This is a genomic window from Pengzhenrongella sicca (genome assembly GCF_017569225.1).
Classification (GTDB): Bacteria; Actinomycetota; Actinomycetes; order Actinomycetales; family Cellulomonadaceae; genus Pengzhenrongella; species Pengzhenrongella sicca.
The window spans coordinates 2,733,458-2,758,911 of record NZ_CP071868.1; the positions used below are offsets into that span (position 1 = coordinate 2,733,458).

Annotated in this window: 23 protein-coding genes; 10 read left to right on the forward strand and 13 right to left on the reverse strand. The window is 75.3% G+C overall.

Annotation, left to right across the window (positions count from 1 at the left end):
* Window positions 1–38: 38 nt before the first annotated feature.
* Window positions 39–881, reverse strand: coding sequence for an SDR family NAD(P)-dependent oxidoreductase (locus J4E96_RS12595; RefSeq protein WP_227422447.1), 843 nt, complete (start codon window positions 879–881; stop codon window positions 39–41).
* A gap of 97 nt (window positions 882–978) precedes the next feature.
* On the opposite strand from J4E96_RS12595, the gene J4E96_RS12600 reads away from it, so the two are divergent.
* Window positions 979–1,398, forward strand: coding sequence for a PadR family transcriptional regulator (locus J4E96_RS12600; protein ID WP_227422448.1), 420 nt, complete (start codon window positions 979–981; stop codon window positions 1,396–1,398).
* The gene (locus J4E96_RS12605) at window positions 1,395–2,207 is read left to right on the forward strand and encodes a hypothetical protein (protein WP_227422449.1); all 813 of its coding nucleotides are present in this window, start codon (window positions 1,395–1,397) and stop codon (window positions 2,205–2,207) included. The genes J4E96_RS12600 and J4E96_RS12605 overlap by 4 nt, the downstream gene beginning before the upstream one ends.
* A gap of 54 nt (window positions 2,208–2,261) precedes the next feature.
* Here J4E96_RS12605 and J4E96_RS12610 read toward each other — a convergent pair whose 3' ends face one another.
* From J4E96_RS12610 to J4E96_RS12620, 3 genes are all read right to left on the reverse strand, one after another.
* Window positions 2,262–2,549, reverse strand: a complete 288-nt coding sequence (locus J4E96_RS12610) for a helix-turn-helix domain-containing protein (protein WP_227422450.1) — start codon at window positions 2,547–2,549, stop codon at window positions 2,262–2,264.
* Window positions 2,550–2,642: 93 nt separating this feature from the next.
* Window positions 2,643–3,137 carry an NUDIX domain-containing protein gene (locus J4E96_RS12615; RefSeq protein WP_227422451.1) on the reverse strand — a complete coding sequence of 165 codons (495 nt, stop codon included), beginning with the start codon at window positions 3,135–3,137 and terminating at the stop codon, window positions 2,643–2,645.
* The gene (locus J4E96_RS12620; RefSeq protein WP_227422452.1) at window positions 3,134–5,809 is read right to left on the reverse strand and encodes a phosphoenolpyruvate carboxylase; all 2,676 of its coding nucleotides are present in this window, start codon (window positions 5,807–5,809) and stop codon (window positions 3,134–3,136) included. The genes J4E96_RS12615 and J4E96_RS12620 overlap by 4 nt, the downstream gene beginning before the upstream one ends.
* 111 nt (window positions 5,810–5,920) lie before the next feature.
* Between J4E96_RS12620 and J4E96_RS12625 the strand changes: the two genes are divergently transcribed.
* Together J4E96_RS12625 and J4E96_RS12630 are read left to right on the forward strand one after the other, a co-directional pair.
* Complete coding sequence (locus J4E96_RS12625; RefSeq protein WP_227422453.1) at window positions 5,921–6,730, forward strand: FAD binding domain-containing protein; 810 nt, start codon at window positions 5,921–5,923, stop codon at window positions 6,728–6,730.
* Window positions 6,727–9,468 carry a molybdopterin-dependent oxidoreductase gene (locus J4E96_RS12630; protein WP_227422454.1) on the forward strand — a complete coding sequence of 914 codons (2,742 nt, stop codon included), beginning with the start codon at window positions 6,727–6,729 and terminating at the stop codon, window positions 9,466–9,468. Before J4E96_RS12625 ends, J4E96_RS12630 begins: the two co-directional genes overlap by 4 nt.
* A gap of 91 nt (window positions 9,469–9,559) precedes the next feature.
* Here J4E96_RS12630 and J4E96_RS12635 read toward each other — a convergent pair whose 3' ends face one another.
* On the reverse strand, window positions 9,560–10,627 hold the full coding sequence (locus J4E96_RS12635; RefSeq protein WP_227422455.1) for an XdhC family protein: 1,068 nt from the start codon (window positions 10,625–10,627) through the stop codon (window positions 9,560–9,562).
* A 184-nt stretch (window positions 10,628–10,811) separates the two neighbouring features.
* Between J4E96_RS12635 and allB the strand changes: the two genes are divergently transcribed.
* From allB to J4E96_RS12650, 3 genes are all read left to right on the forward strand, one after another.
* A complete protein-coding gene (gene allB, locus J4E96_RS12640; RefSeq protein WP_406619842.1) occupies window positions 10,812–12,269 on the forward strand; it encodes an allantoinase AllB in 1,458 nt (485 codons plus the stop codon).
* 61 nt (window positions 12,270–12,330) lie between these two features.
* Window positions 12,331–12,726, forward strand: a complete 396-nt coding sequence (locus J4E96_RS12645; protein WP_227422456.1) for a DUF1801 domain-containing protein — start codon at window positions 12,331–12,333, stop codon at window positions 12,724–12,726.
* Between the two features lie 288 nt (window positions 12,727–13,014).
* The gene (locus J4E96_RS12650; protein ID WP_227422457.1) at window positions 13,015–13,875 is read left to right on the forward strand and encodes an alpha/beta fold hydrolase; all 861 of its coding nucleotides are present in this window, start codon (window positions 13,015–13,017) and stop codon (window positions 13,873–13,875) included.
* A 31-nt stretch (window positions 13,876–13,906) separates the two neighbouring features.
* Here J4E96_RS12650 and J4E96_RS12655 read toward each other — a convergent pair whose 3' ends face one another.
* Window positions 13,907–15,931, reverse strand: a complete 2,025-nt coding sequence (locus J4E96_RS12655) for a hypothetical protein (RefSeq protein WP_227422458.1) — start codon at window positions 15,929–15,931, stop codon at window positions 13,907–13,909.
* A 224-nt stretch (window positions 15,932–16,155) separates the two neighbouring features.
* On the opposite strand from J4E96_RS12655, the gene pucL reads away from it, so the two are divergent.
* Window positions 16,156–17,049, forward strand: coding sequence for a factor-independent urate hydroxylase (pucL, locus tag J4E96_RS12660; RefSeq protein ID WP_227422459.1), 894 nt, complete (start codon window positions 16,156–16,158; stop codon window positions 17,047–17,049).
* A gap of 5 nt (window positions 17,050–17,054) precedes the next feature.
* Window positions 17,055–17,534 (forward strand): nucleoside deaminase, encoded by a 480-nt coding sequence (locus J4E96_RS12665; RefSeq protein ID WP_406620461.1) that lies wholly within the window; start codon window positions 17,055–17,057, stop codon window positions 17,532–17,534.
* A gap of 19 nt (window positions 17,535–17,553) precedes the next feature.
* Here J4E96_RS12665 and J4E96_RS12670 read toward each other — a convergent pair whose 3' ends face one another.
* The 3 genes from J4E96_RS12670 to uraD all read right to left on the reverse strand — a co-directional run bounded on the left by J4E96_RS12670 (window position 17,554) and on the right by uraD (window position 19,686).
* Window positions 17,554–18,768 (reverse strand): S8 family peptidase, encoded by a 1,215-nt coding sequence (locus J4E96_RS12670; protein ID WP_227422461.1) that lies wholly within the window; start codon window positions 18,766–18,768, stop codon window positions 17,554–17,556.
* Between the two features lie 79 nt (window positions 18,769–18,847).
* Window positions 18,848–19,174 carry a hydroxyisourate hydrolase gene (uraH, locus tag J4E96_RS12675; RefSeq protein WP_227422462.1) on the reverse strand — a complete coding sequence of 109 codons (327 nt, stop codon included), beginning with the start codon at window positions 19,172–19,174 and terminating at the stop codon, window positions 18,848–18,850.
* Complete coding sequence (gene uraD / locus J4E96_RS12680; RefSeq protein ID WP_227422463.1) at window positions 19,171–19,686, reverse strand: 2-oxo-4-hydroxy-4-carboxy-5-ureidoimidazoline decarboxylase; 516 nt, start codon at window positions 19,684–19,686, stop codon at window positions 19,171–19,173. Before uraD ends, uraH begins: the two co-directional genes overlap by 4 nt.
* Here uraD and J4E96_RS12685 point away from each other — a divergent pair.
* On the forward strand, window positions 19,685–20,311 hold the full coding sequence (locus J4E96_RS12685; RefSeq protein WP_227422464.1) for a nucleotidyltransferase family protein: 627 nt from the start codon (window positions 19,685–19,687) through the stop codon (window positions 20,309–20,311). The genes uraD and J4E96_RS12685 overlap by 2 nt on opposite strands.
* Window positions 20,312–20,547: 236 nt before the next feature.
* Here the strand turns inward: J4E96_RS12685 and J4E96_RS12690 are convergent, their stop codons facing one another.
* From J4E96_RS12690 to J4E96_RS12705, 4 genes are read right to left on the reverse strand one after another with little or no spacing between them, the layout of a single operon-like run.
* Window positions 20,548–21,810 (reverse strand): allantoate amidohydrolase, encoded by a 1,263-nt coding sequence (locus J4E96_RS12690; protein WP_227422465.1) that lies wholly within the window; start codon window positions 21,808–21,810, stop codon window positions 20,548–20,550.
* Window positions 21,807–23,039, reverse strand: a complete 1,233-nt coding sequence (locus J4E96_RS12695; RefSeq protein ID WP_227422466.1) for a pyridoxal-phosphate-dependent aminotransferase family protein — start codon at window positions 23,037–23,039, stop codon at window positions 21,807–21,809. The genes J4E96_RS12690 and J4E96_RS12695 overlap by 4 nt, the downstream gene beginning before the upstream one ends.
* A complete protein-coding gene (locus tag J4E96_RS12700; RefSeq protein ID WP_227422467.1) occupies window positions 23,036–24,319 on the reverse strand; it encodes an amidase family protein in 1,284 nt (427 codons plus the stop codon). The genes J4E96_RS12695 and J4E96_RS12700 overlap by 4 nt, the downstream gene beginning before the upstream one ends.
* Window positions 24,312–25,430, reverse strand: coding sequence for an acetamidase/formamidase family protein (locus J4E96_RS12705; RefSeq protein ID WP_227422468.1), 1,119 nt, complete (start codon window positions 25,428–25,430; stop codon window positions 24,312–24,314). The genes J4E96_RS12700 and J4E96_RS12705 overlap by 8 nt, the downstream gene beginning before the upstream one ends.
* Window positions 25,431–25,454: the final 24 nt, after the last annotated feature.

Below are 25,454 nucleotides of genomic sequence, written 5' to 3' on the forward strand. Positions count from 1 at the left end.
GCGTGGCTCGGGTGGCGTCAGCGCGGGACACCGCGGCGTCAGCGCGGGACGGGGAAGCCGTCGCGTTCGACCATCGCGGCGCTGCGCTCCCACAGCTGGGTCGCGAGCTCGGCGTCGTAGGACTGCTTGTTGGCGACCGCGACCTTGCGCCGGTCGTAGTACTCGCCGCGCACCCAGTCGGTGCCGGGCTCGGCGGTGGCGAGCCAGACGAGGGTGTCGGCGCCACGGTCCGGGGACAGCAGGGTGCGCTTGAGGAACGTGCGGTACAGGAAGCGCATCGGGCTGGTCGAGCCGGCCGCGAAGCTGGTCGCGACGACGCCCGGGTGGAACGAGGCGGCCGAGATGCCACGTGCGCCGTAGCGGCGGTCGAGCTCGCGGGTGAACAGGATGTTGGCGAGCTTCGCGTTGCCGTAGGCGGAGTTGGGCGAGTAGGCCGAGCGCGCGTCGAGGTCGTCGATCTTGAGGTTGCCGAACAGCTTGTTGCCGGTGCTCGAGGTCGTGATGACCCGCGCTTCGCTCGCGACGAGCCGGTCGATGAGCAGCGTTGTCAGCAGGAACGGCGCGAGGTGGTTGACCTGGAACGTCAGCTCGTGGCCGTCCACGGTGTCGGCGCGGGCCCCCATGATCCCGCCCGCGTTGTTGGCCAGGACGTCGATGCGGGGGTACCGCTCGCGCAGGGTGGCGGCGAGGGCGTGCACCTGCTCGAGTCGGGCGAAGTCGGCGACGAGGAAGTCGGCGCCGAGCTCGGCCGCGACGGCGGCCGTCTTGGCGGGGTTGCGGCCCACGATCACGACCCGGTCGCCCGCGCGGCTCAGCTGGCGGGCGGCGGCGGCCCCGATCCCGTCGCTCGCGCCGGTGATGACAACGATTCGCTCGGGCACGGGGGCTCCAGTTCGAGAGGTGGGGGTGCGTATCGAGGGTAGCCCGCTGCGGCGCGCCTAGATTGACTGCCTGACTAGGTAGACCTACTGTCTAGCCATGTCCGAACCGCACCCGCCGCCCGCCGAGCCGCCCTGGCCCAGCGACTGGCTGCGCGGTGTGCTCGAGCTGTGCGTCCTGCGGGTGCTCGCCGACGGAGCGACGTATGGCTACGCGATCGCGACCCGGCTCGCGGACGGCGGCGTCGGCGCCGTGAAGGGCGGCACGCTGTACCCGCTGCTGATCCGGCTCGAGAACGCGGGGCTCGTGCGCGCGCAGTGGCGCGCGGGCGAGGGCGGGCCGGGCCGGAAGTACTACGAGCTCACCGCGGCCGGTCGGGCCGAGCTGGGTCGCAGCGCCGGCCAATGGGGCCGGTTCACCGACACGATCGGCGGCGTCGTCGCCGGCTTCCCGGACCCGGGACCCCATCCGAGCCCCACGTTCCCGAGCCCTATTCCAGCCACGGAGGTTGCACCATGAGCGCATCCCGCAGCGATCGTCGCCACGCGGCGCGCTTCGTCCTCGAGCGCCGGCTCGCCCCGCACATCGACGAGAACTGGGCGGAGAGCCTCCTCCTCGAGCTGCGGCTGCTCGGCGTGGGCGGCGACCAGATCGGCGCGGCGCTCAGCGAAGTCGACTCGCACTGCGTCGAGAGCGGCGAGGGCGCCGACGAGGCATTCGGCGATCCGGTCGCGTACGCGCGCAGCCTGCCTCTGCCGGTCGCCGACGACGCGTCGCCCCGCGCACTGCTCGCCTCGCTCGGCCCGACGGCCGTGCAGCTGGCCGGCATGTTCGCCATGACCTGGAGCACCGACTCCTGGCTGGCCGGGACGCCATTCGAGGTCACCGTCGGGCACCTGGTGTGCGGGCTGCTCGCGCTCGCGAGCGGCGGGATCCTGATCGGGTTCGCCGACCCGATCCTGCGGGCGCTCATCACGCGCCCGCGGCGGGGCGGTGTCCTCCTGGGGACGTGGTTCGTCGCGTTCACCGCGACGAACGTCGCCGCGCTCCTGCTCCTCGATGCGTCCGCAGGGTCGGTCTCCGCCGGTTGGCTGCTCGTGCTGGGCGCGGTCAGCGTCACCGCAGGCACGGCGTGGGCGCTCGCGCGCCTGCGCGCTGGCAGCGGCAGCGGCGACCCGATCACGTCGCCGGTCGGCGCCGAGCAGGCTGCGCCCACGCGGATGGAGCGCTTGCTCGCCTCGCGCGTCGTCGCCGTCGGCGCCGTGCCATTCGCCGCCGTCGTGCTGTTCGCCCTCAGCGTCGGGCTGCACGCGGCCGGCGTGTCCTGAGCCGCGCCGCCGCTCCCGCTCGCGTGGTCCGCTGGGGCCGCCGCCTGGTCCGCCTCAGCGCAGCCCAGCCCCGTGCGCCCGCTCGAGCGCGTCGGAGCGGCTCGACACCCCGAGCTTGCGGTAGACGCTGCGCACCTGCGTCTTGACCGTGTTCCGGGTGACGAACAGCCGCGCGGCGATCTCCGCGAGGGTTGCGTCGCTGGACAGGTAGCGCAGCACGAGGAGCTCGCGGGCTGTCAGCGGCTCCGTCGGGTACTCCGGCGCCGTCAGCTGCGCGACCGCGTCAGCGTCCGTCGCGGTGCGGTCCAGCGTCGCGGTACGTTCCAGCTCGAGCGTGCTCATGGGGACCTCCGGCCGTTCGTCGGGTGCTGTCCCCCCTCGTTCGGAGCCGACCCACCTGCGGATGGGTCGGGCCCGCGGCCGGTGTGGGGCGCGCTAGACGACCGGGGCGCCCGGCCCGGCGAGCGCCGCCGCGAGCCGGTCCAGCAGCTCGACCTGGCCCGCCACGACGAGCTCGCGCGCCTGCGGCAGCGGGCACCAGTGCGCGCGGTCCAGCTCGGGGAAGGCCTGCACCCGGCCGGAATGGGGCGGCCACTCGAGGTCGAAGGTGTTGGACGAGAGCTGGGTGACGTCGCAGTCGCCCGCGCGCGCCCAGGCCAGCACCGACTTGCCCGAACGCTGGCGCACCGTCCCGAGCGCGAGGTCGGGGCCGGGCCCGGGCGGGGGCGGCTGGCCGATCTCCTCGGTGAACTCGCGCACGGCGGCCGCGTGCGGGTCCTCGTCGGGCGCGAGCTCGCCCTTCGGGATGGACCAGGCGCGGGCGTCCTTGCGCGCCCAGAACGGCCCACCCATGTGCCCGATGAGCACCTCGACGACGCCGCCGCGCACCCGGTACAGCAGCAGCCCCGCGCTCGTGCGCGCGGCGCTCACCCGGTGTTCTGCAGCCCGGCCGCGACGCCGTTGACGCTCAGCAGCAGGAGCCTGCGCAGGCCCTCGACCTCGTCCGGGTCGACGCCCGCGCGCAGCCGCTTGAGCGCACGCAGCTGGAGCAGGGAGAGCGCGTCGATGTAGGGGCTGCGCAGCTGCACGGCGCGGCCGAGCACGCGCCGGCGCGAGAGCACGCCGTTGCTGGCGGTGATCGCGAGCACCCACTGCCGCGTCAACCGCATCTCCGCGAGCACCAGCTCGGCCAGGTCGGCGCGGTCGCCCAGCGCGAGGTAGCGCGACGCGATCCGCTCGTCGGTCTTGGCGAGCGACATCTCGACGTTGTCGATGAGCGTCGCGAACAGCGGCCAGTCGGCGTACGCGGCCTGGAGCTCGGCGAGGTCGCCGGCGGCCTCGAGCGCCGAGCCGAGCCCGAACCAGCCCGCGAGGTTCGTGCGCGCCTGCGACCACGAGAACACCCACGGGATCGCCCGGAGGTCGTCCAGCGACTCGACCGAGAGGCCTCGCCGCGCCGGGCGGGAGCCGAGCGGCAGCAGGCCGATCTCCTCCAACGGGGTCACCTCGCCGAACCAGTGCGGGAAGCCGTCGGCGCGCACGAGCTCGAAGAAGCGGGCGCGCGACGCGGCGTCGAGCACGCCGGCGAGCCCCGCAAACCGCTCGGTCGCGGCGGCGTTGCTGCGCTCGAGCGAGGGCGACCCCGCGAGCAGCGTCGCCGCGGCCACCTGCTCGATGTGCCGCGCGGCGATCACGGGGTCCCCGTAGCGGGCGAAGATGACCTCGCCCTGCTCGGTGAGCTTGAACCGGCCGTCCACGGAACCCGGCGGCTGCGCGAGCAGCGCGCGGTTGGCGGGGCCGCCGCCGCGGCCGAGCGCGCCGCCGCGACCGTGGAAGAGCGTCAGGCTCAGCCCGTGCCCGCGCGCCCAGCCGGTGATCCGGCTCTGGGCGACGTCGAGCGCGAGGGTCGCGGCGACGGGGCCGACGTCCTTGGACGAGTCGGAGTAGCCGAGCATGACCTCGATCCGGCGCCCGTTGCTCTCGAGCCGGCGCCGCACGGGCTCCAGCTCGAGCATCGCCTCGAGGATGTCCACGCTGGCCTCGAGGTCGGCGGCGGTCTCGAACAGCGGTACGACGTCGATCACGGGGGCCTGGTCGACGTCCGGGAACAGCAGCGCCGCGAGCTCGTACACCGCGGCGATGTGCTCCGGCTTCTGGGTGAACGAGACGATGTACCGGCGGGCCGCCTCGACGCCGTGGCGGCGCTGGATCGAGGAGATCGCGCGGAACGTGTCGAGCACCTCGGCGGTCTGGGCGGACAGCTCGCCGTCGAGCCCGGCGGCGGCGATCTCGGCGAGCGCGGCCGCGTGCACCTGGGAGTGCTGGCGCACCTCGAGCTCGGCGAGGTGGAAGCCGAACGTCTGCACCTGCCAGATGAGTTGCTGGAGGTCGCCCCACGCGCCGCGGGGGGCGCCCGCCGCGATGAGCGAGCGCTGCACCACGAACAGGTCGGCCTCGAGCTGGTCGGCGGTCGGGTAGGCGAGGTCGGCGTCCCGGCGTCGGGTCGCCGCGATGCGCTCGGCGACGACGAGCAGCGCGCGGCGATGCGGCTCGTTCGGCGAGTCCGCTGCGATCCGCGCCGTGATCTGCTCGGAGAGGCCGCGCTGGCGCTGCCAGAGCCCGAGCAGCTCCGCCGAGGCCGGGGTGCCGAAGCCGTCGTGCGTCAGCGCGCTCCCGGTGGCCCGCGCCGCGGCCTCGAGCGCTGACAGGACGTGCTCGGAGGCGATCACGGCCGCCGTGCGCGTGATGTCGGCGGTCACGTTCGGGTTGCCGTCGCGGTCGCCCCCGATCCACGAGCCCAGCCGCACGAACGGGCGCACGACGGGCGCCTTGACGCCCGCGAGGTCGCTCTGCAGCCAGTCGTCGAGCCGGCGGTACACCGACGGGAACACCGTGAAGAACGTCGCGTCGAACACCGCCATGACCGTGCGGACCTCGTCGAGCACGGTCGGCTTCGTCGCGCGCAGCGGGGAGGTGCGCCACAGCGCGTCGATCTCCGCGAGCAGCCGGCGCTCGTTCTCCGCGAGCGACGTGCCGCCGACGTGCAGCGAATCGCGCTCGACGATCAGCTCCGAGATGCGCCGGATCGCGTTCGCGACCGCGCGGCGGCGGGCCTCGGTCGGGTGCGCCGTCACGACGGGGCGGAACTCGAGGGCCTGCAGCCGCTCGATCGCGGCGTCGAGCCCGATCTCCTTGGCCAGCTCCACGACCGCAGCCGGCAGCGAGTCGTCGGGAGCCAGCTCGTGCGGGGCCAGGACCGACTCGCGCTCGCGCAGGATGCGCACGCGGTGGTACTCCTCCGCGAGGTTCGCGAGGTGGAAGTAGCAGGTGAACGCGCGCGCGACCTGCTCGGCCCGCTCGGCCGAGAAGCTCTCGACGAGCGCCTCGGCCTGCGCGAACGCCTCCGCGCCGTTCGGGTCGTGCGCGCCGATGGCGAGCTCGCGCAGGCGCTCGACGTCGGCCAGCAGCTCCTCGCCGCCCGCCTCGCGCAGGACCTTGCCCAGCAGGCCGCCGAGCAGTCGGACGTCGGTACGCAGGGCTTCGGGGACGTCGTGCCGGGCCAGGCCGCGGCGGACGTCTTGCTGCGTGTTGTCGGTGCTCACACGTCGGAGACTAGGTGATCCGCCCGCCAGAAGCCGAGAGTCTCGCTGTGGTGGACACCCCGGCCCGATGCCCAGCGGGCGCGCACGCGATGGGGTTGAATACGCCGAACCATGGATCTTGTCTCAGTGCGCACCACGCGGGTCCCGCGCAGCCGGGCCGAGCTCACGTTCTCCGCCGGCGACCTCCCGCTCGGCGGCGGCACCTGGCTGTTCTCCGAGCCGCAGCCCGGCGTGACCGGGCTGGTCGACCTCACGGGCCTGGGCTGGCCCGCGATCACCGCGACGCCGGACGCGCTCGTCGTCGCCGCGACGTGCACCCTCGAGGACCTGGCCCGCGTGCCCGCCGCGCAATGCGGCGCGGCGCGCGAGCTGATCTGGCGGTGCTGTACGGCGCTGCTCGGCTCGTACAAGATCTGGCACACCGCGACCGTCGGCGGCAACATCTGCCTCGCGCTGCCCGCCGGGCCGATGACGTCGCTCGCGGTCGCGCTCGACGCGCAGGCCGTCACCTGGCCCGCGGGCGGCGGCGAACGGCGGCTGCCGGTCGCGGACCTCGTCGTCGACGTGCGCGCGTGCGACCTGGCGCCCGGCGAGGTGCTGCGCGCGATCGAGATCCCGGCCGCCTCGCTGGCGGCGCGGACCGGTTTTCGGCGCCTCGCGCTCTCGCCGCTCGGGCGGTCCGGGACGCTCGTGATCGCGCGCGCCGACGCCGCCGGCGAGTTCGTCGTCACCGTCACCGCGGGCACGCGGCGGCCTCACCAGCTGCGGTTCGACGAGGTGCCGCCGGCGCGGGCGCTCGAGTCCGCCGTCCTGCGCCTGGACGACTGGTACGACGACGCCCACGGCGCCCCGGACTGGCGGCGCGCGATGACGGCGCTGCTCGCGGAGGAGCTACGCGTCGAGCTCGGGGGCGCGGCATGAGGTTCGAGGTGGACGGCGAGCCCGTCCAGGCCACCCCGGAGCCCGGCCAGGTGCTGCGCACGCTGCTGCGCGAGCAGGGGAACGTCGCGGTCAAGAAGGGCTGCGACGCGGGCGACTGCGGCGCGTGCACCGTGCTACTCGACGGCGCACCCGTGCACTCGTGCCTGATCCCGGCGCACCGCCTCGACGGCGCGAGCGTCACGACGGTCGCCGGCCTCGGGACGCCGGCGGACCCCCACCCGCTGCAGCGCGCGTTCGTCGCCGCGGCCGGCTTCCAGTGCGGGTTCTGCACCGCCGGGATGATCGTGACGGCGTCCACGTTCGGGGCGGTCGACGAGGCGTGCGACGAAGACCACGACGAGGACCACGACGACGCGCACGACCTCGCGCGTCTGCTCAAGGGCAACCTCTGCCGCTGCACGGGCTACCGCTCGATCCGCGACGCGATCGCGGGCGTCGCCAACACCGAGGCGGCCCCCGCGGGCGACGCGGCGGGCCGCTCGGTCGCCGCGCCGGCCGCGCTGCGCGTGGCGACGGGTCGCGAGGAGTACACGCTCGACCTCACGACGACGGCGCTCACGCACCTGGCGGTGCTCGGCAGCCCGCACGCGCACGCGCGCATCACGCGCATCGACGCCAGCGCCGCCGAGTCGCTGCCCGGCGTGCACGCCGTCCTCACGCACCACGACTCCCCCACCACCGCGTTCTCGACCGGCCGGCACGAGCGCCGCACCGAGGACCCGGACGACACGCTCGTGCTCGACGCCGTCCTGCGCTTTCGCGGCCAGCGGGTTGCGGCCGTCGTCGCCGACACGGTCGCGATCGCCGAGCGCGCGCTCGCCGCGATCGTCGTCGAGTACGAGGTGCTGCCCGCGGTGTTCGACCCCGAGGAGGCCCGCTCCCCGGGCGCCCCGCTGCTGCACGGCGAGAAGGGCCCGCAGGCGCGGATCGCGCACCCCGAGCGCAACACGCTCGCGGCCCTGCACGGCGAGCTGGGTGACGTGACGGCCGCGCTCGAGGCGGCCGACGTCGTCGTCGGCGGGACGTGGCGGACCCAGCGCGTGAGCCACGCGGCGCTCGAGACCCATGCGACGCGCGGCTGGCTGGACGCCGCCGGCCGGCTGGTGCTGCGCACGTCCAGCCAGGTGCCGTACCTGGTGCGGGACGAGCTGTGCCACATCTTCGGGCTCGAGCCGGCCGGGGTGCGGGTGTTCACGGCGCGTGTCGGCGGCGGGTTCGGGGGCAAGCAGGAGCTGCTGACCGAGGACCTCGTGACCCTCGCGGTGCTGCGGACCGGGCGGCCGGTGCAGTACGAGTTCACGCGCGAGGACGAGTTCACGATCGCCCCGACCCGGCACCCGATGCGCATCTCCGTGACGCTCGGCGCGACGCGCGACGGCCTGCTCACCGCGATCGCCGTCGACGAGCTCGCGGACACCGGCGCGTACGGCAACCACGGCATCGGGGTGATGTTCCACAGCGTGAGCGAGTCGCTCAGCGTGTACCGCTGCGCGAACAAGCGCGTGGACGCCGAGAGCGTCTACACGAACAACCTCCCGTCGGGCGCGTTCCGCGGGTACGGCCTCGGGCAGGTGATCTTCGCGGTCGAGTCGGCGCTGGACGAGCTCGCGCGCGAGCTGCGCCTGGACCCGTTCGAGCTGCGCCGGCGCAACGTCGTCGTGCCCGGGGACGCGCTGGTCGTGACGGACGCGGCGGAGCAGGGCGACCTGGGGTTCGGCAGCTACGGGCTCGACCAGTGCCTCGACCTCGCGCAGGCCGCGCTCGCGCGCGGGAACGGCGTGCCGGCGCCGGCCGGGCCGCGCTGGTCGGTCGGGACCGGGATGGCGATCGCGATGATCGCGTCGCTGCCGCCGCGCGGGCACTTCGCCGAGACGAGCGTCGAGCTGCTCGCGAACGGGGACTACGAGGTGTGCGTCGGCACGGCCGAGTTCGGCAACGGCACTACGACCGTGCACGCGCAGCTCGCGGCGACCGCGCTGGCCACGACCATCGGCCGCATTCGCATCCGGCAGTCCGACACCGACGCCGCGCGGTACGACACGGGCGCGTGGGGCTCGGCCGGCGTCGTCGTCGCGGGCAAAGCGCTGCTGGCCGCGGCCACGACGCTCGCAGGGCTGCTGGCCGAGCGGGCCGAGGCCGTCACCGGACGGGCCGGGGGGCGGCTCGAGGCCGGCGGCGTGCGGGTCGGGGCGGACCTCGTGGACCCGGCCGCGCTGCTGGCGGACGGGCCGCTGCGGGCGGAAGGCACCCACGACGGCACCCCCCGGTCGGTCGCGTTCAACGTGCACGCGTTCCGGGTCGCGGTCGACGCCGGGACGGGCGAGGTGCGGATCCTGCAGTCCGTGCAGGCCGCCGACGCCGGCACGGTGCTCAACCCCGAGCAGCTGCGCGGGCAGATCGAGGGCGGCACCGCGCAGGCGATCGGGTCAGCGCTGTACGAGGACCTGCGGGTCGACGGCGCGGGGCGCGTGACGACGTCGGCCTTCCGGGACTACCACGTGCCGCAGCTCGCGGACGTGCCCGACACCGAGGTGTACTTCGCGAGCACGCACGACGCCCTCGGCCCGCTCGGGGCCAAATCGATGAGCGAGGCGCCGTACAACCCGGTCGCGCCCGCCCTGGCGAACGCGATCCGCGACGCCCTGGGCGTCCGCCCCTACGCCCTCCCGATGTCCCGCCCCCACCTCTGGCGCCTCACCCACCCCACCCAACCCTGACCCACCCTCCCGCCCCACCCTCCCGCCCCACCCTGACCGGGTTTTCAGAGGAATTGGTGCGTCTGGCGCACCGAAACCCCTGAAAACCGGGTCAGGAGGGGTGGATCGCGCCGGTCGTCGAGCGTAGGGGGGTGGCTGTGCGCGACGGGGTCCGGGACGTCAGGATCTCCGCGACGATCGAGATCGCCGTCTCGGCGGGCGTGCTCGCGCCGAGGTCGAGGCCGATCGGCGAGCGCAGGCGCGCGATCGACTCCTCGGGCACGCCGCGCTCGCGCAGCGAGGCGACCCGGCGATCATGCGTGCGGCGCGACCCCATCGCACCGACGTACCCGGCCGGCGAGGCGAGGGCGATCGCGACGGCCTCGGCGTCGAACCGCGCGTCGTGGCTGAGCACGCACACTGCGGTGCGCTCGTCGATCGGCGTCTGGGCGAGGTAGGTGGTCGGCCAGGCCACGACGAGGTCGACGCCGGGAAACCGCGCGGGGCTCGCAAAGAGCGCGCGCGGGTCGCAGACCGTGACCCGGTACCCGAGCGCCCGGGCCGCGGGCGCCAGCGCGGCCGAGAACTCCATCGCGCCGAGGATGATCAGCCGCGGCGGGGCGGAGGTGACCTCGAAGAAGACCTCGACCGGCGCGCCGCCGCACTCGAGGGAGCGCAGGGCCGTGCCGCCGTGGCGCACCCGCGCGGCGAGCTCGGCGTCGATGCGTTCGGAAAGCTCGGCGTCGAGGCGCGCGGCGACCTCGGCGTCCAAGCGGGCCGCGGACGCGGCGTCGACCGGGTCGATTCTCGTCGCGACGCCGACGGCCTCGCCGCGCACCGCCGCGCGCAGCCGGTCGGCCGTCGGGTCCGCCCCGGTCAGGGGCCGCACGTGCACCCGCAGGGTCCCGCCGCAGGTGAGGCCGACGTCGTAGGCCGTCTCGTCGCTGACTCCGTACTCGACGGTTCGCGGCCGTCCGTCGGCGAGCACGCGCTCGCAGACCTCGATGACGGCGCCCTCGACGCAGCCGCCGGCGATGCTGCCGATCACCGCCGCGCCGTCGTACGCCATCGACGTGCCGACCGTCCGCGGCGCACTGCCGTCGATCGACACGGCCGTGGCCACCGCGAGCCGGCGGCCGGCGTCGAGCGCGGCGATCAACCGGTCGGCAATCTCGAACATGGGCCCATGCTCACACGCGCCGGCCGCCCGCGCTGGCGTCCGCGCGCCCGTCCGCGCGGAGCATGTGACGCATGGGGCGGGCGACGCCCCGAGCCCCCGGCCGCGAGGCCACGTCAGCACCACCCGTCACATGCTCCGCGCGGACGGCGGCGCGCAGGCCCCGGTGGCGCTGCCGTCTGCTTCAATGACCCGATCCGGACCGACGACGGGGGCGCGCGTGACGGCGACATACGACCTGGTGGTGCGCTCGGCCGCCGTGCTGATCGACGGCGCGTTCCGGCCCGCCGAGGTGGGCGTCACCGGCGGCCGGATCACGGCGGTCGTCCCCACGGCGCCCTGGTCCTCGGCCGCCGCGGACACCCCGACGGGCCCCACCGAGCCGCAGGCGCTCGCCGGCGCCGCGGTCGTGACCCTGGCCGCCGACGAGGTGCTGATCCCCGGCCTCGTGGACACCCACGTGCACATCAACGAGCCCGGCCGCACGCACTGGGAGGGCTTCGCGTCCGCGACCCGCGCCGCGGCCGCGGGCGGCGTGACCACGCTGCTCGACATGCCACTCAACAGCATCCCGCCCACCACGACCCCAGCCGCGCTCGCGGTCAAGCGCGCCGCCGCGGCCGGGCAGGTGCGGGTCGACGTCGGCTTCTGGGGCGGCGCGGTTCCCGGCAACCTCGGCTCGCTCCGCGCCCTGCACGACGCCGGGGTGTTCGGCTTCAAGGCGTTCCTCGCGCCGTCCGGCGTGGACGAGTTCGCGCCGCTGGACCCCGGCGAGCTCGAGCGCGCGCTCGCCGAGATCGCGGGCTTCGGCGGGCTGCTGCTGGTCCACGCGGAGGATCCCGAGCTGCTCGCCGTGCACGCGAACGCAGGCGGCCGGGACTACGGCCGGTTCGTCGACTCGCGCCCGGCCGAGGCCGAGACCCGCGCGATCGAGCGCGTGATCGCCGGGGTGCGCCGCACCGGCGCCCGGGCGCACATCCTGCACCTGTCCGCCGCGAGCGCCCTGCCGGCCCTGCGCGCGGCTCGCGGCGAGGGCCTGCCCCTCACGGTCGAGACCTGCCCGCACTATTTGACCCTGGCCGCCGAGCGCGTCCCCGCCGGCGCGACCCAGTTCAAGTGCTGCCCGCCCATCCGCGACGTCGCGAACCGGGACGCGCTGTGGCAAGGCCTGCTCGACGGCGACATCGACCTGATCGTGTCCGACCACTCCCCGAGCACCGCCGCACTCAAGTTCGAGCGCGACGGCGACTTCGCGCTCGCCTGGGGCGGCATCGCGGGGCTACAGACCGGGCTCGCGGCGACCTGGACCGAGGCCGCCCGGCGCGGGATCGGACTCGAGCGCGTCGTGGGGTGGATGTCGACGGCGCCCGCCCGCCTGGCAGGCCTCGCTGCCAAGGGCCGCCTCGCGCCGGGCGCCGACGCCGACCTCGTCGCCTTCGCGCCGGACGCGACGTTCACGGTGCACGCCGACGAGCTGCTGCACAAGAACGCGGTGAGCGCCTTCGACGGCGTCACGCTGCGGGGCGTCGCGCGCCGCGTCTTCGTGCGCGGGGTGGAGGTTCCCGGCGGCTCGCTCGCGCGGCGCGCCGGGACGGCGGGCCAGGCTTCGACCGCGCTGCCGACGGGGCGGCTCCTGACGCGCTGACCGCAGGCCGCAAGCCGCAAGTCGTAGGTCGCAAGCCACAGCGCGGCGCTAGGCTCGCGCGATGGCGACCGCGTTCACGACCGTCGACGAGTATCTCGACGCCCAGAGCCCTGGCTCGCGCGCCGCCATCGAGGCGCTGCGGGCGATCGTGCTCGGCGCGCATCCGGGCGTCTCAGAGCACCTCAAGTGGAACTCGCCAAGCTTCGTCGTCGACGGCGTCGACCGCGCCACCGTCAACGTCGATCGCGCCGGCGCCGTCCGGCTCGTGCTGCACCAGGGTGCGGTGAAGCCCGAGCACGCGGGCGCGGCGACGGCCTTCGCCGGCGACCCCGCGGGCCTGCTGACCTGGCACTCGGACATCCGGGCGAGCCTGCCGATCGGCGGAGCGGCGGACCTCGCGCAGCGGCGCGACGAGATCGCCGCCGTCATCGCCGCGTGGCTCGCCTTCGCCCCGTAGGCCCGGGCGGCTCGCCGTGCCCTCATCTCCTTTCCTCCAGTGCCTTTGCCCTTCCCGACCACCTCCCGCCCAAGGCTGACCCGGCGCTGATCGCGGGCCGACGAGCGGCACTTCGCGGCCCTCGCCGCGAGCCTCGAGCGGTCGATCACCGACCTGTCCGACCGCCTCAACGCGGCGCGCCGCGCGCCCGGGGGCACGGGCCAGGCGGCGCTGGACCGTGACCTCGAGTGGTGCCGGCGCCGGCGCGGCGGGGTTGATCGCCCTCGGGCCGCCGGACACACTGGCGCGATGGCGACCGTGTACACCTCCCCCGCAGGTCAGCGCGACGTGCGGCGGTGGTGCTCGGCCGCCCTGGCGCGGGCCGACTTCCCGCTCACCCGCGAGAGCCTGGACACGAGCGTCGGGCCCGTCGAGCTCACCTCGGCCGGGTCCGGCCCGCGCCGGGTCGTCCTGATCCCCGGGACCGGCTTCAACGCCGCGGTGGCGCTGCCCTGGCTGCACGCGCTGTCGGATCGGTGGGCGACCACGGTGGTCGACCTGCCCGGGCAGCCCGGGCTGAGCGATCCGCGCCGCCCGCGCCGGGCCCGGCTGGCCTGGTACGGCCGGGTGCTGGACGAGATCCTCGCGGCCATGGACGCCGAGGACGTGACGGTGGTCGGCAACTCCCTCGGCGCCGCGGTGGCCCTGGCGGCGGGTTCGCCCCGCATCGCGGCGCGCGCGCTGATCTCCCCGGCCGGCATCATCCGGCTCAGCGTCGACCCGGCCCTGACGCTGGCGTCGACCCGCTGGCTGCTGCGCCCCACCGCCGACCACACCCGCCGGATGCTCCGCCTGTTCGTCGCCCCCGGCGTCGACCCGCCCGAGGCCGACGTCGCGTGGATGGCCCTCATGGCCGCCTCGTGCCGCACGACACTCGCCCCGCCGCCCCTGCCCGCCGAGCTGCTCGCCCGCCGCGCCCGGCTGCCCTGCGTCGTCGGCGTCGGCGAGCACGACCGGTTCCTGCCGCCCCGCCGGCTCGTGCCGGCCGTGCGCCGAACGATGGGCCGCGGCGTCCGGGTCTTCCCCGGCGTCGGCCACCTGACCACGCCCGAGCACCTCGGCGCGGTGGTGTCGCTCGTGGCCGAGGTGGTCGAGCCGCCGTCGAGGTGAGCTCCCGGTCGTCGGCGGCCAGGCGTGCGCGCTACCGGGGCATGGCGGCGAGGGCGGCGGCCAACCAGCAGAGCCCGACGAGGGTGGGAATGGACGGTCGCCACCGCACCCGCGGGGGCGTCACGCCGCGACCGGCGGCCTCGGCGCGGGCGTGCGTGATGCGGGCGGCAGCCGCCTGCGGTCCTTCCTGTCCCCTCATCAGCGCCCAGGCCTTCGGCCCGGTGGCCAGCAGGAGCGCGTCGCCGCGCGAGTCGTTGTCGGAGTCGAGCCGGAGGACGAGCGAGGTTCCGTCGGTCACGACGGACGTGATGCGCGGCCACGACACGAGCTCATCGACGAGCCTGCCCCGGACCCGCAGCCAGCGGGGCCGGATGACGACCTGCACCTGGCCATACATCGACCACGTCCAGCCAACGAGGGTGCAGGTCACCGCGATGCTGATCCGCTGGTACGTGGCGCTGTCCTCGAACATCCAGCGCAGCACCCACCACTCGACCGGCACGACCGCCCACGGCATCCAGCGTCCCGTGCGTTGCATGAACCTCGTGAGCGCCGCGTCACGGCGCTGCTTGAGGACGGCCACCGTCAAAGGTTCGACCTCGTCCGCCGGGCGCGGGTTCTGTCCCCGTCGCGGCCAGCGCCACTGGGGTCGCCGGATTCCGCCGCGCGTGACGTACCACCGCCCCTCGGCGTCGCGCACGGCGGCGGGCGCACCGTGGTGCGCGAGACCCACGACGACCACGGGTGTCCTGAACCACGTCGCGGGGTCCGTTGTCGCGTCGGCGCTGACGTCGCGAGCCGCGCCCTCCTCATCGTCGTCGGTCCGGGCCCGGGCCAGCTCGAGCAGCTCGGCATCGCTGAGGCTCGAGGTGGCAGGCCCCTCGAGCGAGACGTGCCCGCCGTTGTCACCGTCGTCGTCCCACTCGTCGTCGTCCCACTCGTCGTCGTCGGGGTCTTCCTCGTCGTCCCAGTCGTCGTCGGGGTCGTCCTCGTCGTCCCAGTCGGCTCGAGTGTCCGCGTGATCGTCCGGGTCATACCACGCGGTCAAGGACGGCGCAGTCGCGACGGCGCGGGTGACGTCGTCGCACGCGAACAGACGTACGCCGCCCTCGCTCGGCGACCAGGTGGCGCGGGCCTGGAGGGCGAGCCCGCCCTCGGTGAGCAGCGCGATGAGCTCGTGCCGGCGGCGGTGCGCGGTCGCGAACAACGCGACCGACAGCAGCAGTCCGCCGACCCCCGGGACGACGGCGACGGTCGGATCGAACACGTCGCTCGTCGCCTCCGCGCGGTGCGTGCGGGGTTGGTAGCGCACCTCGACGCGCTGGCCCAGGGCCGGAGTGGTGCTGGGCAGCGGGACCTGATAGTCCTCGCCGGCGATGGTGACCTTCATCGCGGTCTGCATCGCGGTCAGGGACTCCACCACGGTGTCGGCGACGAGGGAGTCCCGGCGGAAGGCGGCAGCCGCGAGGGTGTCATGGACGAGCAGGATCAGCCCGCCGACTCCCACCAGTGCAAGGGCGGCCGCGCCAGCGGTCCAGCCCAGTCGAACGCGCGTGAGCGAGGCACGCAGCGGGCCCGGGAGGTCGGGCACGAGGACGGTGGCTGACGGCGCCATGCGCCGGACGTGAGCCACGGCGCGCTCGCGTGCTCGAGTGACCACCTCCGCGACAAGAAGAACGCACAGGAGCGTGCCGGCGACCGTCCAGGCGCGCGCAGCGCCGTCGTACGGGAGCAGCCCGATCGCCAAGGAGCCGAAGGCCGCCAGCGCGAGACCAAGTGCCGGGGCGACGAAGACGACAGCGAGCGACGCGAGCGAGGCGGCCTGGACGGAACCGTAGAGCAGGTACCCGGGTGATTCGACGGTTGCCGCCGTGCTCACGATCGGGACGTCGCTCGAGAGCGACACCCCGATGCACAGGACGACCGAGAGCACGGCAGCCACCTTGAGCAGCGTGGGAGGTAGCCGTTGCGACTGGGCCACGGCGTGGCCCGCGAGCAGCTGTGGCAGCTGAGGGCCGCCAGCCGCGTCGGCGTCGCTGAGTCCAGACCCCGCCACGATCGATCACCCTTCCAGCTGGACACCGACGAGTGATTCGAAGGGCGATCCGTCTCGGGCGCCGGAATCTCGGGCAAGTATGCACGCGGCAGGCGCGGAGCATGCGGCTTTTTCGCCAGAGTCCGCGCCGCCTGGACCAGTGGCGCGACATCCGCGCACGCGCGGCGAGAGCTGCGGGACCGCCCGGAAACACAACGGTCACATCCAGGTGGCAGGGTGCGGCGATGGCGATCATCCTGGGCGAGAACCAGTACGGAAAGGCCGAGTCCCGGCTCGTGCGGATCTACCGCGACCAGCCGCGACACGAGATCCGCGACCTCAACGTGACGACGGCGCTGCGCGGCGCGTTCGGGCCGGCGCACGTGGTCGGGGACCAGGCGGGGGTGCTGCCGACGGACTCCCAGAAGAACACCGCGTTCGCGTACGCCAAGTCGCTGGGCGTCGAGTCGATCGAGGGCTTCGGCCTCGCGCTCGCGCGCCACTTCGTCCAGGACATCGAGGCGGTCCAGGGCGCCCGCATCGAGGTCGAGGAGTTCGGCTGGGAGCGCGCCGTCGTCGACGGCGCCCCGCACGACCACACGTGGGTGCGCCGCGGTCCCGAGGTCCGCACGGCCGCGGTGACCGTCGACGCCACCGGCGAGCACGTGATCGGCGGGCTGAAGGACCTCGTGATCCTCAAGTCCACCGGCTCGGAGTTCGCGGGGTTCTACCGGGACGGGTACTCGACCCTGGCCGAGACGCACGACCGCGTGCTCGCGACCTCGCTCACGGCGCAGTGGCGGTTCACGGGAGTTGACGAGCCGTGGGACGCGGCGTTCGCGGGCGTGCGAGCCGTGCTCGTGCGGGAGTTCGCGACCGTCCAGTCGCTCGCGCTGCAGCAGACGCTCTGGCACATGGGCCACGCGGTGCTCGAGGCGTACCCGACCCTCGCGGAGATCCGGTTCTCGGCGCCGAACCGGCACCACAACCTGGTGGACCTCACGCCGTTCGGGCTCGACAACCCCGGCGAGGTCTTCCACGCGGCCGACCGCCCGTACGGCCTCATCCAGGCCACGGTCACGCGCGACGACGCGCCCCCGGCGGGCGACGCGTGGCGCGCCTCGGCGGGGCTCGCATGAGCGAGCTGGCGCACACCGGCGCCGACGCCCGCTGGATCGACCGCGCGATCGAGCTCGCGACCACGAACGTCGCCGCGGGCGGCGGGCCGTTCGGCGCGGTGATCGTCGCGGACGGCGTGCTGCTCGCCGAGGGGCAGAACCGCGTGACCGCGACGCTCGATCCCACCGCGCACGCGGAGATCGTCGCGATCCGCGCGGCCTGCCTGAGCCGCGGCGACTTCTCGCTCGCCGGCGCGACGCTCTACACCTCGTGCGAGCCGTGCCCGATGTGCCAGGCCGCGGCCCTCTGGGCGCGCGTCGGCCGGGTGGTGTTCGCCGCGGACCGGCACGACGCCGCGCGCGGCGGCTTCGACGACCGGGAGTTCTACGAACTGGTCACCCGCGACCGCGCGACCTGGCCGGTCGTGATCGACACCGTGCGCCCGCCGCACGCCACGGAGCCTTTCGACACCTGGTTGGCGAACGACGGGCGCACCGACTACTGACTCACCGCGCTACTCACGATCATGGCGCCTGGACGAGCCCCGCGCCCCGGTCCGCGACGTCGACGTCGGGCGCGAAGCCAGTCGTCTGCGCCCGCGCGAGCAGCCGGGCGGTGATGCTGACCGCCGTGTGCGGCAGCGCCGACGCCAGCACCTCCTCCCACCACAGCGCCGCGACGCCCGCGACGTGCGGCGTCGCCATGCTGGTGCCGCTGAGGCTGCGCAGCCCGCCGCCGGCCTTGGCCGAGACGATGTCGACGCCCGGCCCGCTGACCTGCGGGAACGTGTTGGAGAACGGTGCGATCTGGAACCCGGCGGCCGACTGGCCGAGGGCGCCGACCGAGATGACGCCGTCGGCCGCGGCCGGCAGCGAGACCCCGATCTCGTACTGCGGGTCGATCTGCCGCTCGCTCTCGTTGCCGGCCGCGGCCACGATCACCGTGCCCGTGCCAAACGCCGCGGCGCTCTGCGCAACCTCCATGAGCGCGTCGAACATCCGCAGGTTCGCGCGGTACGCCTCGAGCGCCGCGGACGTCGCGAGGTCGACGGGCCAGCCGTCGTCGACGAGCCGCTTGACCATGCCGGGGAAGTCGAAGCCGAGCGACATCGACACGACGTGCGCCTTCTCCTGCGTCGCCCACTGGATGCCCCGGAAGATCATCTCGGAGTCGCCGCTGCCGTCGTCGCCGAGCACCTTGCCGATGAGCAGCGTCTCGACGCCGCGCGCGACGCCGATGCGGGTACCGTCGACGTCCCGCCCGAGGATCGTGCCCGCGCAGTGCGTCCCGTGCCCCTGCACGTCGCCGTTGCCGGAGCCGGAGAAGTCGTGCTCGGTGATGTTCACGCCGGCGAACGCCGTGTGCGTGCGGTCGATGCCGGTGTCGAGCACGGCCACGGTCACGCCCGCCCCGGTCCGCGCCGAGATGTCCGCGTGCACCGCGCTCACGCCCCACGCCGTCGTGGTCGCTGCCGCCGGCGCCGCGCCCGCGAGCGGCTCGATCAGCTTGGTCGGCATGATCGGCGCGAGGGCCTGGACCTCGGGGTCGCGCGCGAGGTCGTGCAGCTCGCGCTTGGTCAGGTCCGCCACCTCGATCTGCGGCTCCGCGAGCGTGTAGGTGCCGCCGAGGACGGCGGTACCCCCCAGCGCCCCGCCCAGCACCGTCCGCGCCGCGGGGTGGAAGGGCTCGCTGGTTCGGACCAGGCTCAGGTCCCTGAGAATGCTGTACCGCTGGGTCATCGGCCTCACCTTTCGTCGCGTCCGCCTGTTCGCTCGAAGGGGCGACCGGCCGGGCGCGAGATACCTGGCCCGACCCCGGTCAGCTGCCGCGGTAGGTCGAGTACGCGAACGGGCTGAGCAGCAGGGGCACGTGGTAGTGGGCGGCGCCGTCGGCGAGGTCGAAGTCGATGCTCACGCGCGGGTAGAAGCCGACCGTGCCCGCGGCCGCGAAGTACGCCGCGGTGTCGAACACGAGCCGGTACGGCCCGACCGGCAGCGACTGGGGTCCGAGCTCGGGCACGCGCCCGTCGGGTCCCGTGGCCGACGCCGCGACGAGCGTCCCGTCGGCCCGTTCCAGCCGGACCGGGACCCCGGCCGCGGGACGCCCGAGGGCGGCGTCGAGCACGTGCGTCGTCACCTGGCTCATGCGGGCTCCTCGCTCGGTGCGGACTCCCCCAGCTGGGCGCCGAGCCGCAGCAGCGCGATCTCGCGCAGCTGCTCGCCGACGATCGCGAGCTCCGCGGCGTCGTCCAGCGTGAGCCGGCGGCGCAGCTCGGCGAGGATCTCCGCGCGCGTGCGGCCGGCGGCGCGGATCAGGAAGACGCGGCCGAACCGCGCCTCGTACGCCGCGTTGCCCGCCGCGATCGCGTCCGCCAGCCCGGCGTCGTCAGCGTCGGCCGAGGCCTGCTCGCGCCGGCTCAGCTCGTGGGCCGTACTCGCGCCGGCCGGCCGCTCGCCGATCCGCGGGTGCGCGGCGAGGGCCTCGTCGACCTCGGCGGGCGTCAGCGTCGTCGCCGCCTCGGCCGCCACGGCGAGCAGCTCGTCGAGGGACGCGAACGGCGCGGCGCCGGCGACGTCGTCGGCCCAACGCCGCACGGCGAGGCTCGCCGCGAGCGCGCGGCGCAGTCGGGGCGGGCTGACATCCATCATGGTGGGCATGACAGTACCCACCGCCGCGCACGTCACGGGCCCGCAGGTGACGGGCATCGTGCTCGCGGCGGGTGCGGGCACGCGCCTGGGCGGCCCGAAGGCCCTGCGCCGTGCCGCCGACGGCGAACCCTGGCTCGTGCGCGCATGTGCCGTCCTGCTCGGCGCGGGCTGCGACCAGGTCGTCGTGGTGCTCGGTTCCGGCGCCGACGCCGCGCGCGAGCTCGTGCCGACCGCGCCACCGGGGCCGGGCGGGCCACCCGCGCCGCCGATCACGGTCATCGTCGCCGAGCAGTGGGCGCAGGGCATGTCCGCCTCGCTGCGCGCCGGTCTCGCGGCAGCGACCGGCGACGCCGCGCTCGTCACGCTCGTGGACCTGCCCGGCCTGCCCGCCGGGGCGGCTCGGCGGGTGCTCGCCGCCGGTCCAGTGACGCCGGTGTCGCTGCGCCAGGCGGTGTACGCCGGCCGGCCGGGGCACCCCGTGCTGATCGGCCGCGCGCACTGGCCGGAGCTTGCGCGCGAGCTCGCGGGCGACCGGGGCGCGCGCGCGTACCTCGCCGCGCACGGCGCGCAGCGGATCGAGTGCGGCGACCTGTTCGACGGCCGCGACGTCGACGAGCCGGCCGATCTCACGTAGGGCGCCTGCCCCGCTCGTGCTCCCTCGGCCGACTCCTGCTCCCTCGGCCGGCTCCTGCTCCCGCGCCGGTCGGGGTGGGCTCGAGTGTGGGCATTCCGCTCCTCTCGGCGCGCGTGTGGGCAAACGGTCCCCGAAACCCGTGCCGGACCCGCAGAAGCCCAACACGCGCGCGCCGGAGAGCAGATCGCCCACACCCGCCGTGAGCCCGAGCTCGATCGGCCAACCCGCGACCGGAGCTACTCCGCAAACTCGGCCGCGAGCGCGAGCACCGCGGCGTGCAGCGCGTCGATCGCCGCCGCGACGTCGGCCTCGGTGACCGACTCGTCGGCGTGGTGGCTGATGCCGCCCGCGCACCGCACGAACAGCATCGCGACGTCGGTCAGCGCCGCGACCGCCATCGCGTCGTGGCCCGCGACGCTGAACAGCTCGAGCGGCTCGGGATCGCCTGTCGCCCGGATGCCCGCGCGCAGCAGGTCCTGCAGCTCGGGGGCGCAGCGGACCGCGGGCGCCTCGTGGGTCTCGGCGACCGCGACGGTCAGCCCGCGGGCCGCGGCGATGCGGTCGAGCTCGGCGCGCACGAGCGCCCAGGTCGCGTCGCGACCCTGCGCCGTGACGTCGCGCAGGTCGAGGCTGAACTCGGCGACGCCGGGGATGACGTTCACGGCGTCCGGGCGCACCGCGAGGTGCCCCACCGTCGCCGGGCTGCCCTGCTCGCGCGCGATGCGCTCGATGGCGAGCACGGCCTCGCTCGCGCCGAGCAGCGCGTCGCGGCGCAGGTGCCACGGGGTCGCGCAGTGCCGGGCCTCGCCCGTGAGCGTGATCAGGAGCCGGCGCGCCGCCGCGATCGACGTCACGACGCCGAGCGCGCGCCCGGCGTCCTCGAGCCGCGGCCCCTGCTCGATGTGCGCCTCGAGGTAGCCCACCAGGGAGCCCTCGTCCCGGCCCGCGTCGCCCATCCCGGCGGGGTCGAGGCCGAAGGTGTACGCCGCCTCGTGCAGCGACGTGCCGCGCGCGTCGACGAGGTCGAGCCACGCGTCGTCCCACGCGCCGGCGAGCGCACGCGAGCCGAGCAGCGTCGTGCCGAACCGGGTGCCCTCCTCGTCGCCGAACGCGACGACCTCGACCGCGAACGGCAGGACGCCCGGGGTCAGCCGGCCGGCGACGGCGATCGCGACCAGCACGCCGAGCACGCCGTCGTACCGGCCGGCGCCCGGCACCGTGTCGAGGTGCGAGCCGAGCAGCAGCGCCGGCAGGTCGGGCGCGTCGCCCTCCATCCGCCCGCACTGGTTGCCGGCGGCGTCCTGCCAGGCCCGCAGGCCCGCCTCGCGCATCCAGCTCCCCGCCACGGCGTTGACCTGCGCGTGCTCGGGCGACAGATACGTGCGCTCGATGCCCGTCGCGCTCGCGCTGTAGGTCGCGAGCTCGTCCGCGCGGGCGAGCAGCTCCGCGGCCTCGCTCACCCGTTGCGCGGCCTCGCCTACCAGACCCGCGTCGCTCACGCGGCGTACGCCTCGAGCGCCGCGCCGACGCCGCCGCCCGCCGTGACGGCGTGCCCGCCGCGCCGCAGCACCTGCTCGAGCGCGGCGAGCGTCGTCAGCACCGCGTCGCGGCGCGCGTTGTAGCCCATCGTGCCGATCCGCCAGATCCGCCCGTGCAGCGGCCCGAACGACGTGCCGATCTCGATCCCGAAGTCCGTGAGCATCGCCGCGCGCGCGCCGTCGCCGTCGATGCCGGCCGGGATCTCGACGCCGACGACGTTCGTCATCCGCGCGCTCTGGTCGCCGAACAGCGTCAGGCCGAGGCCGCGCAGGCCCGCGGCCATCGCCGCGCCGTGCAGCCGGTGCCGCTCGACCGCGGCGTCGAGGCCCTCCTCGAGCAGGATCCGGGCGCACTCGCGCGCGGCGTAGAGCATGCTGCCGGCCTCGGTGTGGTGGTTGAGCCGCCGCTCGCCCCAGTAGTCGAGGATCATCGCGAGGTCGAGGTAGTTGGAGCGGATCGGGCTCGCCGCGATGCGGTCGCCCTCGTCGCGCAGCCCGGCCTCGATGCTCCGGCGGGCGTCGAGCACGGCGACGGCGCGGGTCGACAGCGTGATCGGCGCGCTGCCGGACGGCCCGCCCAGGCACTTCTGCAGGCCCGCGGTCGCCGCGTCGAGGCCCCAGCCGTCGACGTCGACGTCGTTGCCGCCGAGCGTCCCGGTGACGTCCGCGTACAGCAGCGCGCCGTGGCGGGCGCAGATCGCGCCGAGCTCGTCGAGCGGCTGCGCGAGCGTCGTGGAGGTGTCGCCGTGCACGACCGCCACGAGCGCCGGCCGGGTCTCGGCGACCGCCTGCTCGAGCGCGGCGGCGGTGAACACGGTGCCCCACGGCACCTCACGCACGTGCACGTCCGCGCCGCACCGCGTCGCGATCTCGCGCAGCAGGTGACCGAACCGGCCGAAGATCGGCACGAGCACGCGGTCCCCGGGCTCGATGAGCGAGACGAGCGCGGCCTCGATGCCCGCGCGGGACGTGCCGTCGACGAGCATGGTCGCGGCGTTCGCGGTGCGGAACACGCCGCGGTACAGCGCCATCGTCTCGTTCATGTAGCCGGTCATCGCCGGGTCGAACTGGCCGACGAGCTGCGCGGACATGGCCCGCAGCACCCGCGGGTCGGCGTTGATCGGGCCGGGACCCATCAGCAGGCGCGCGGGCGGGTCGATCGGCGCGAAGGTCGCGTGCGGCACGGTCATGGTGTCCCGTCGTCGGTGCGTGCGGTGGCGGTGCGGGCGAGGTCGAGCGCGGCAGCGAGACGACGGCCCATGTCGATGAGGGCGAGATCGGCGCAACGGGGGCCGACCAGGCACAGGCCCACGGGCGACGATCCTCCCCCGCCATTGTGCCCGCCGCCCCCGGGCACGCTCAGCACCGGCACGCTCAGCACTGGCACGCTCAGCGCTGGCCGCCCCGTGATCCCGGCGAGGCACGTCAGGCGCATCGTCCGGGCGCGGACCAGGTCGAGCTCGCCACCCGCGACGTCGACGGGCGGCGCGGCCGACGACGCCGACGGCAGCAGGAGCGTCCGCTCGCCGAGCAGCGCCTCGAGCCGGGCACGGGCCGCGGCCAACGTCTCCCCGGCGGCGGCCGCGGCGTCGGCGGTCACGGACCGGGCCCACGCGAACCGGGCCGCGACGTCGTCGCCGAGGGCGCCCGGGTGCGCCCGCACCCAGGCGCCGTGGACGCGCCACGCCTGCGCCGCCTGCACGGTGCGAAACGCCTCGGCGAGCTCGTCGAGGTCGCCGGTGTCGACGACCGCGAGGTCCCCGAGCAGCCCCGCGGCGCCGAGCCGGGCGAGCGCGGCGCCGAACGCGGCGCCGACGCCCGGATCGGCCAGCGCGACGGCGTCCGGCGCGACGGCGTACCTCGCCGGCGCCGCACGCTGCTCACCGGCCACGAGCGTCGCCGCGACCGCAGCCCGCAGCGTCCCGCCGTCGCGCGCGAGCCAGCCGACGGCGTCGAACGCGGGCGCGAGCGGCACGAGCCCGCCGACCGGAACCGCGCCGTGCGTCGAGCGCAGGCCCCACAGGCCCTGGTACGAGGCCGGGACGCGGATCGAGCCGCCCGTGTCCGTGCCGAGCCCGATCGAGGCCTGCCGGAGCGCGACGGCGGTGGCCGGCCCGCTCGACGACCCGCCGGGCAGCGCGCCCGGGACGGCCCCGTTGGCCGGGGTGCCGGAGTGGGGGTTGCGACCCGCGATGGAGTACGCGAACTCGTCCGTCTGTGCGATCCCCCGCACGTCGGCCCCCGCCGCCAGCAGCGCGCCGACGGCGTACGCGTGCGCCGTCGCGGGCGCGGCGCCCGCGAGGTAGGCCGGAACCCCGGCGCCCACGCGGTGCCCCGCGACGTCGAACAGGTCCTTGACCGCCACGGCCTGCCCCGCGAGCGGCCCCGCGCCCGCGCCGCGCACGAGCGGGTCGCCGAGCACGCGCCAGATCGGGCCGACGGCGGCGCGCGCGTTGCGCGCCTCAGGCATCGAAGTCCGCCACGCGGATGCGCGCGTGCACGCCCTTCACCAGGTCGACGACCTGCGAGATGTTGAAGTCGGTGGCGGCGCTGAGGTACGCCAGCGCGTGCGCGGCGTCCATGCCGTAGCGCGCGCGCAGCAGCGCGATCGCCGCCCGCACGCAGCGGCGCATCGCCTCGTCGAGGTCGGGGTCGAGCCCGGTCGGCACGAGGTACTCGGCCGTCTCGGCGACCGGCCCGACGAGCTCGCCGAAGGCCGCGACGGCATCGGCGGCCGGCAGCACATCGAACCGGATCGTGACGCGCAGGGAGGCCTCCAGCGCGGTGAGCGCGACCTCGCCGTCGCCCTGCGCGAAGTGCGGGTCGCCGACGTAGGCGAGCGCGCCGGGCACCTGGACCGGCAGGTAGAGGGTCGAGCCGACGGTGAGCAGGTTGAGGTCGAGGTTGCCGCCGTGCGGCCCCGGCGGCACGGAGTGCGGACGCACCGGCCCGGCGACGGCGACCCCCATGATCCCGAGGAACGGCGCGAGCGGGAACCGGACGTCGTGCGCCCCGCCGCGGACGCGAGCCATCGTGCCCACATCGACGCCGCCGGCCCGCGCCACCCGGGCGAAGACGCTGACCGCGCCGGGGTCCTGCGGGTACTCCCCTGGCAGGGCACCGCGGCCGTGCCGGTTCGAGATGATGCCGTACGGGACGCGCGGCAGCGCCTCCACCAGGGTCATGCCGAGCAGGTCGCCCGGCTCGGCGCCGCGCACGCGGATCGGGCCGGTCACGACGTGCGGGCCGTCGAGGGCGGGGTCGCGCGGGTGGCCCGATGCCGCGAGCGCGATCACGTCGTCGAGCACGTCGCCGGGCACGACCCCGTGCGCGCCGAAGAACGCCACCGGGTCCCGGCCCTGGTCCTCGAGGATCCCCTCGTGGCTCACCGTGTCGATCGTGACCTCGGTGCCCGCCTCGACCGTCAGGACCGCCCGATCGGTCGCGCACGGCAGCCGACCCCAGAGCGCGAGGTCCGGATCGCACGGCAGATAGTGCGCCGAGCGGATCGCGCCGACCCCGGGCTGGAGCACCGGCGCGCGCGCGGCATCCGGGGCGGACGGGACCGATCGCTGCGCCATGATCGCCCATCTCGTCGCCGGGGG

Bases quoted from the DNA above. Each gene is read 5' to 3' on its own strand.
- J4E96_RS12705 (WP_227422468.1), bottom strand. From the start codon at position 25,430: ATGGCGCAGCGATCGGTCCCGTCCGCCCCGGATGCCGCGCGCGCGCCG.
- J4E96_RS12610 (WP_227422450.1), bottom strand. From the start codon at position 2,549: ATGAGCACGCTCGAGCTGGAACGTACCGCGACGCTGGACCGCACCGCG.
- J4E96_RS12670 (WP_227422461.1), bottom strand. From the start codon at position 18,768: ATGACCCAGCGGTACAGCATTCTCAGGGACCTGAGCCTGGTCCGAACC.
- J4E96_RS12685 (WP_227422464.1), top strand. From the start codon at position 19,685: ATGACAGTACCCACCGCCGCGCACGTCACGGGCCCGCAGGTGACGGGC.
- J4E96_RS12645 (WP_227422456.1), top strand. From the start codon at position 12,331: ATGGCGACCGCGTTCACGACCGTCGACGAGTATCTCGACGCCCAGAGC.
- J4E96_RS12605 (WP_227422449.1), top strand. From the start codon at position 1,395: ATGAGCGCATCCCGCAGCGATCGTCGCCACGCGGCGCGCTTCGTCCTC.
- pucL (WP_227422459.1), top strand. From the start codon at position 16,156: ATGGCGATCATCCTGGGCGAGAACCAGTACGGAAAGGCCGAGTCCCGG.
- J4E96_RS12650 (WP_227422457.1), top strand. From the start codon at position 13,015: ATGGCGACCGTGTACACCTCCCCCGCAGGTCAGCGCGACGTGCGGCGG.
- J4E96_RS12635 (WP_227422455.1), bottom strand. From the start codon at position 10,627: ATGTTCGAGATTGCCGACCGGTTGATCGCCGCGCTCGACGCCGGCCGC.
- uraH (WP_227422462.1), bottom strand. From the start codon at position 19,174: ATGAGCCAGGTGACGACGCACGTGCTCGACGCCGCCCTCGGGCGTCCC.
- J4E96_RS12700 (WP_227422467.1), bottom strand. From the start codon at position 24,319: ATGCCTGAGGCGCGCAACGCGCGCGCCGCCGTCGGCCCGATCTGGCGC.
- J4E96_RS12625 (WP_227422453.1), top strand. From the start codon at position 5,921: ATGGATCTTGTCTCAGTGCGCACCACGCGGGTCCCGCGCAGCCGGGCC.
- uraD (WP_227422463.1), bottom strand. From the start codon at position 19,686: ATGCCCACCATGATGGATGTCAGCCCGCCCCGACTGCGCCGCGCGCTC.
- J4E96_RS12600 (WP_227422448.1), top strand. From the start codon at position 979: ATGTCCGAACCGCACCCGCCGCCCGCCGAGCCGCCCTGGCCCAGCGAC.
- J4E96_RS12695 (WP_227422466.1), bottom strand. From the start codon at position 23,039: ATGACCGTGCCGCACGCGACCTTCGCGCCGATCGACCCGCCCGCGCGC.
- J4E96_RS12630 (WP_227422454.1), top strand. From the start codon at position 6,727: ATGAGGTTCGAGGTGGACGGCGAGCCCGTCCAGGCCACCCCGGAGCCC.
- allB (WP_406619842.1), top strand. From the start codon at position 10,812: ATGACCCGATCCGGACCGACGACGGGGGCGCGCGTGACGGCGACATAC.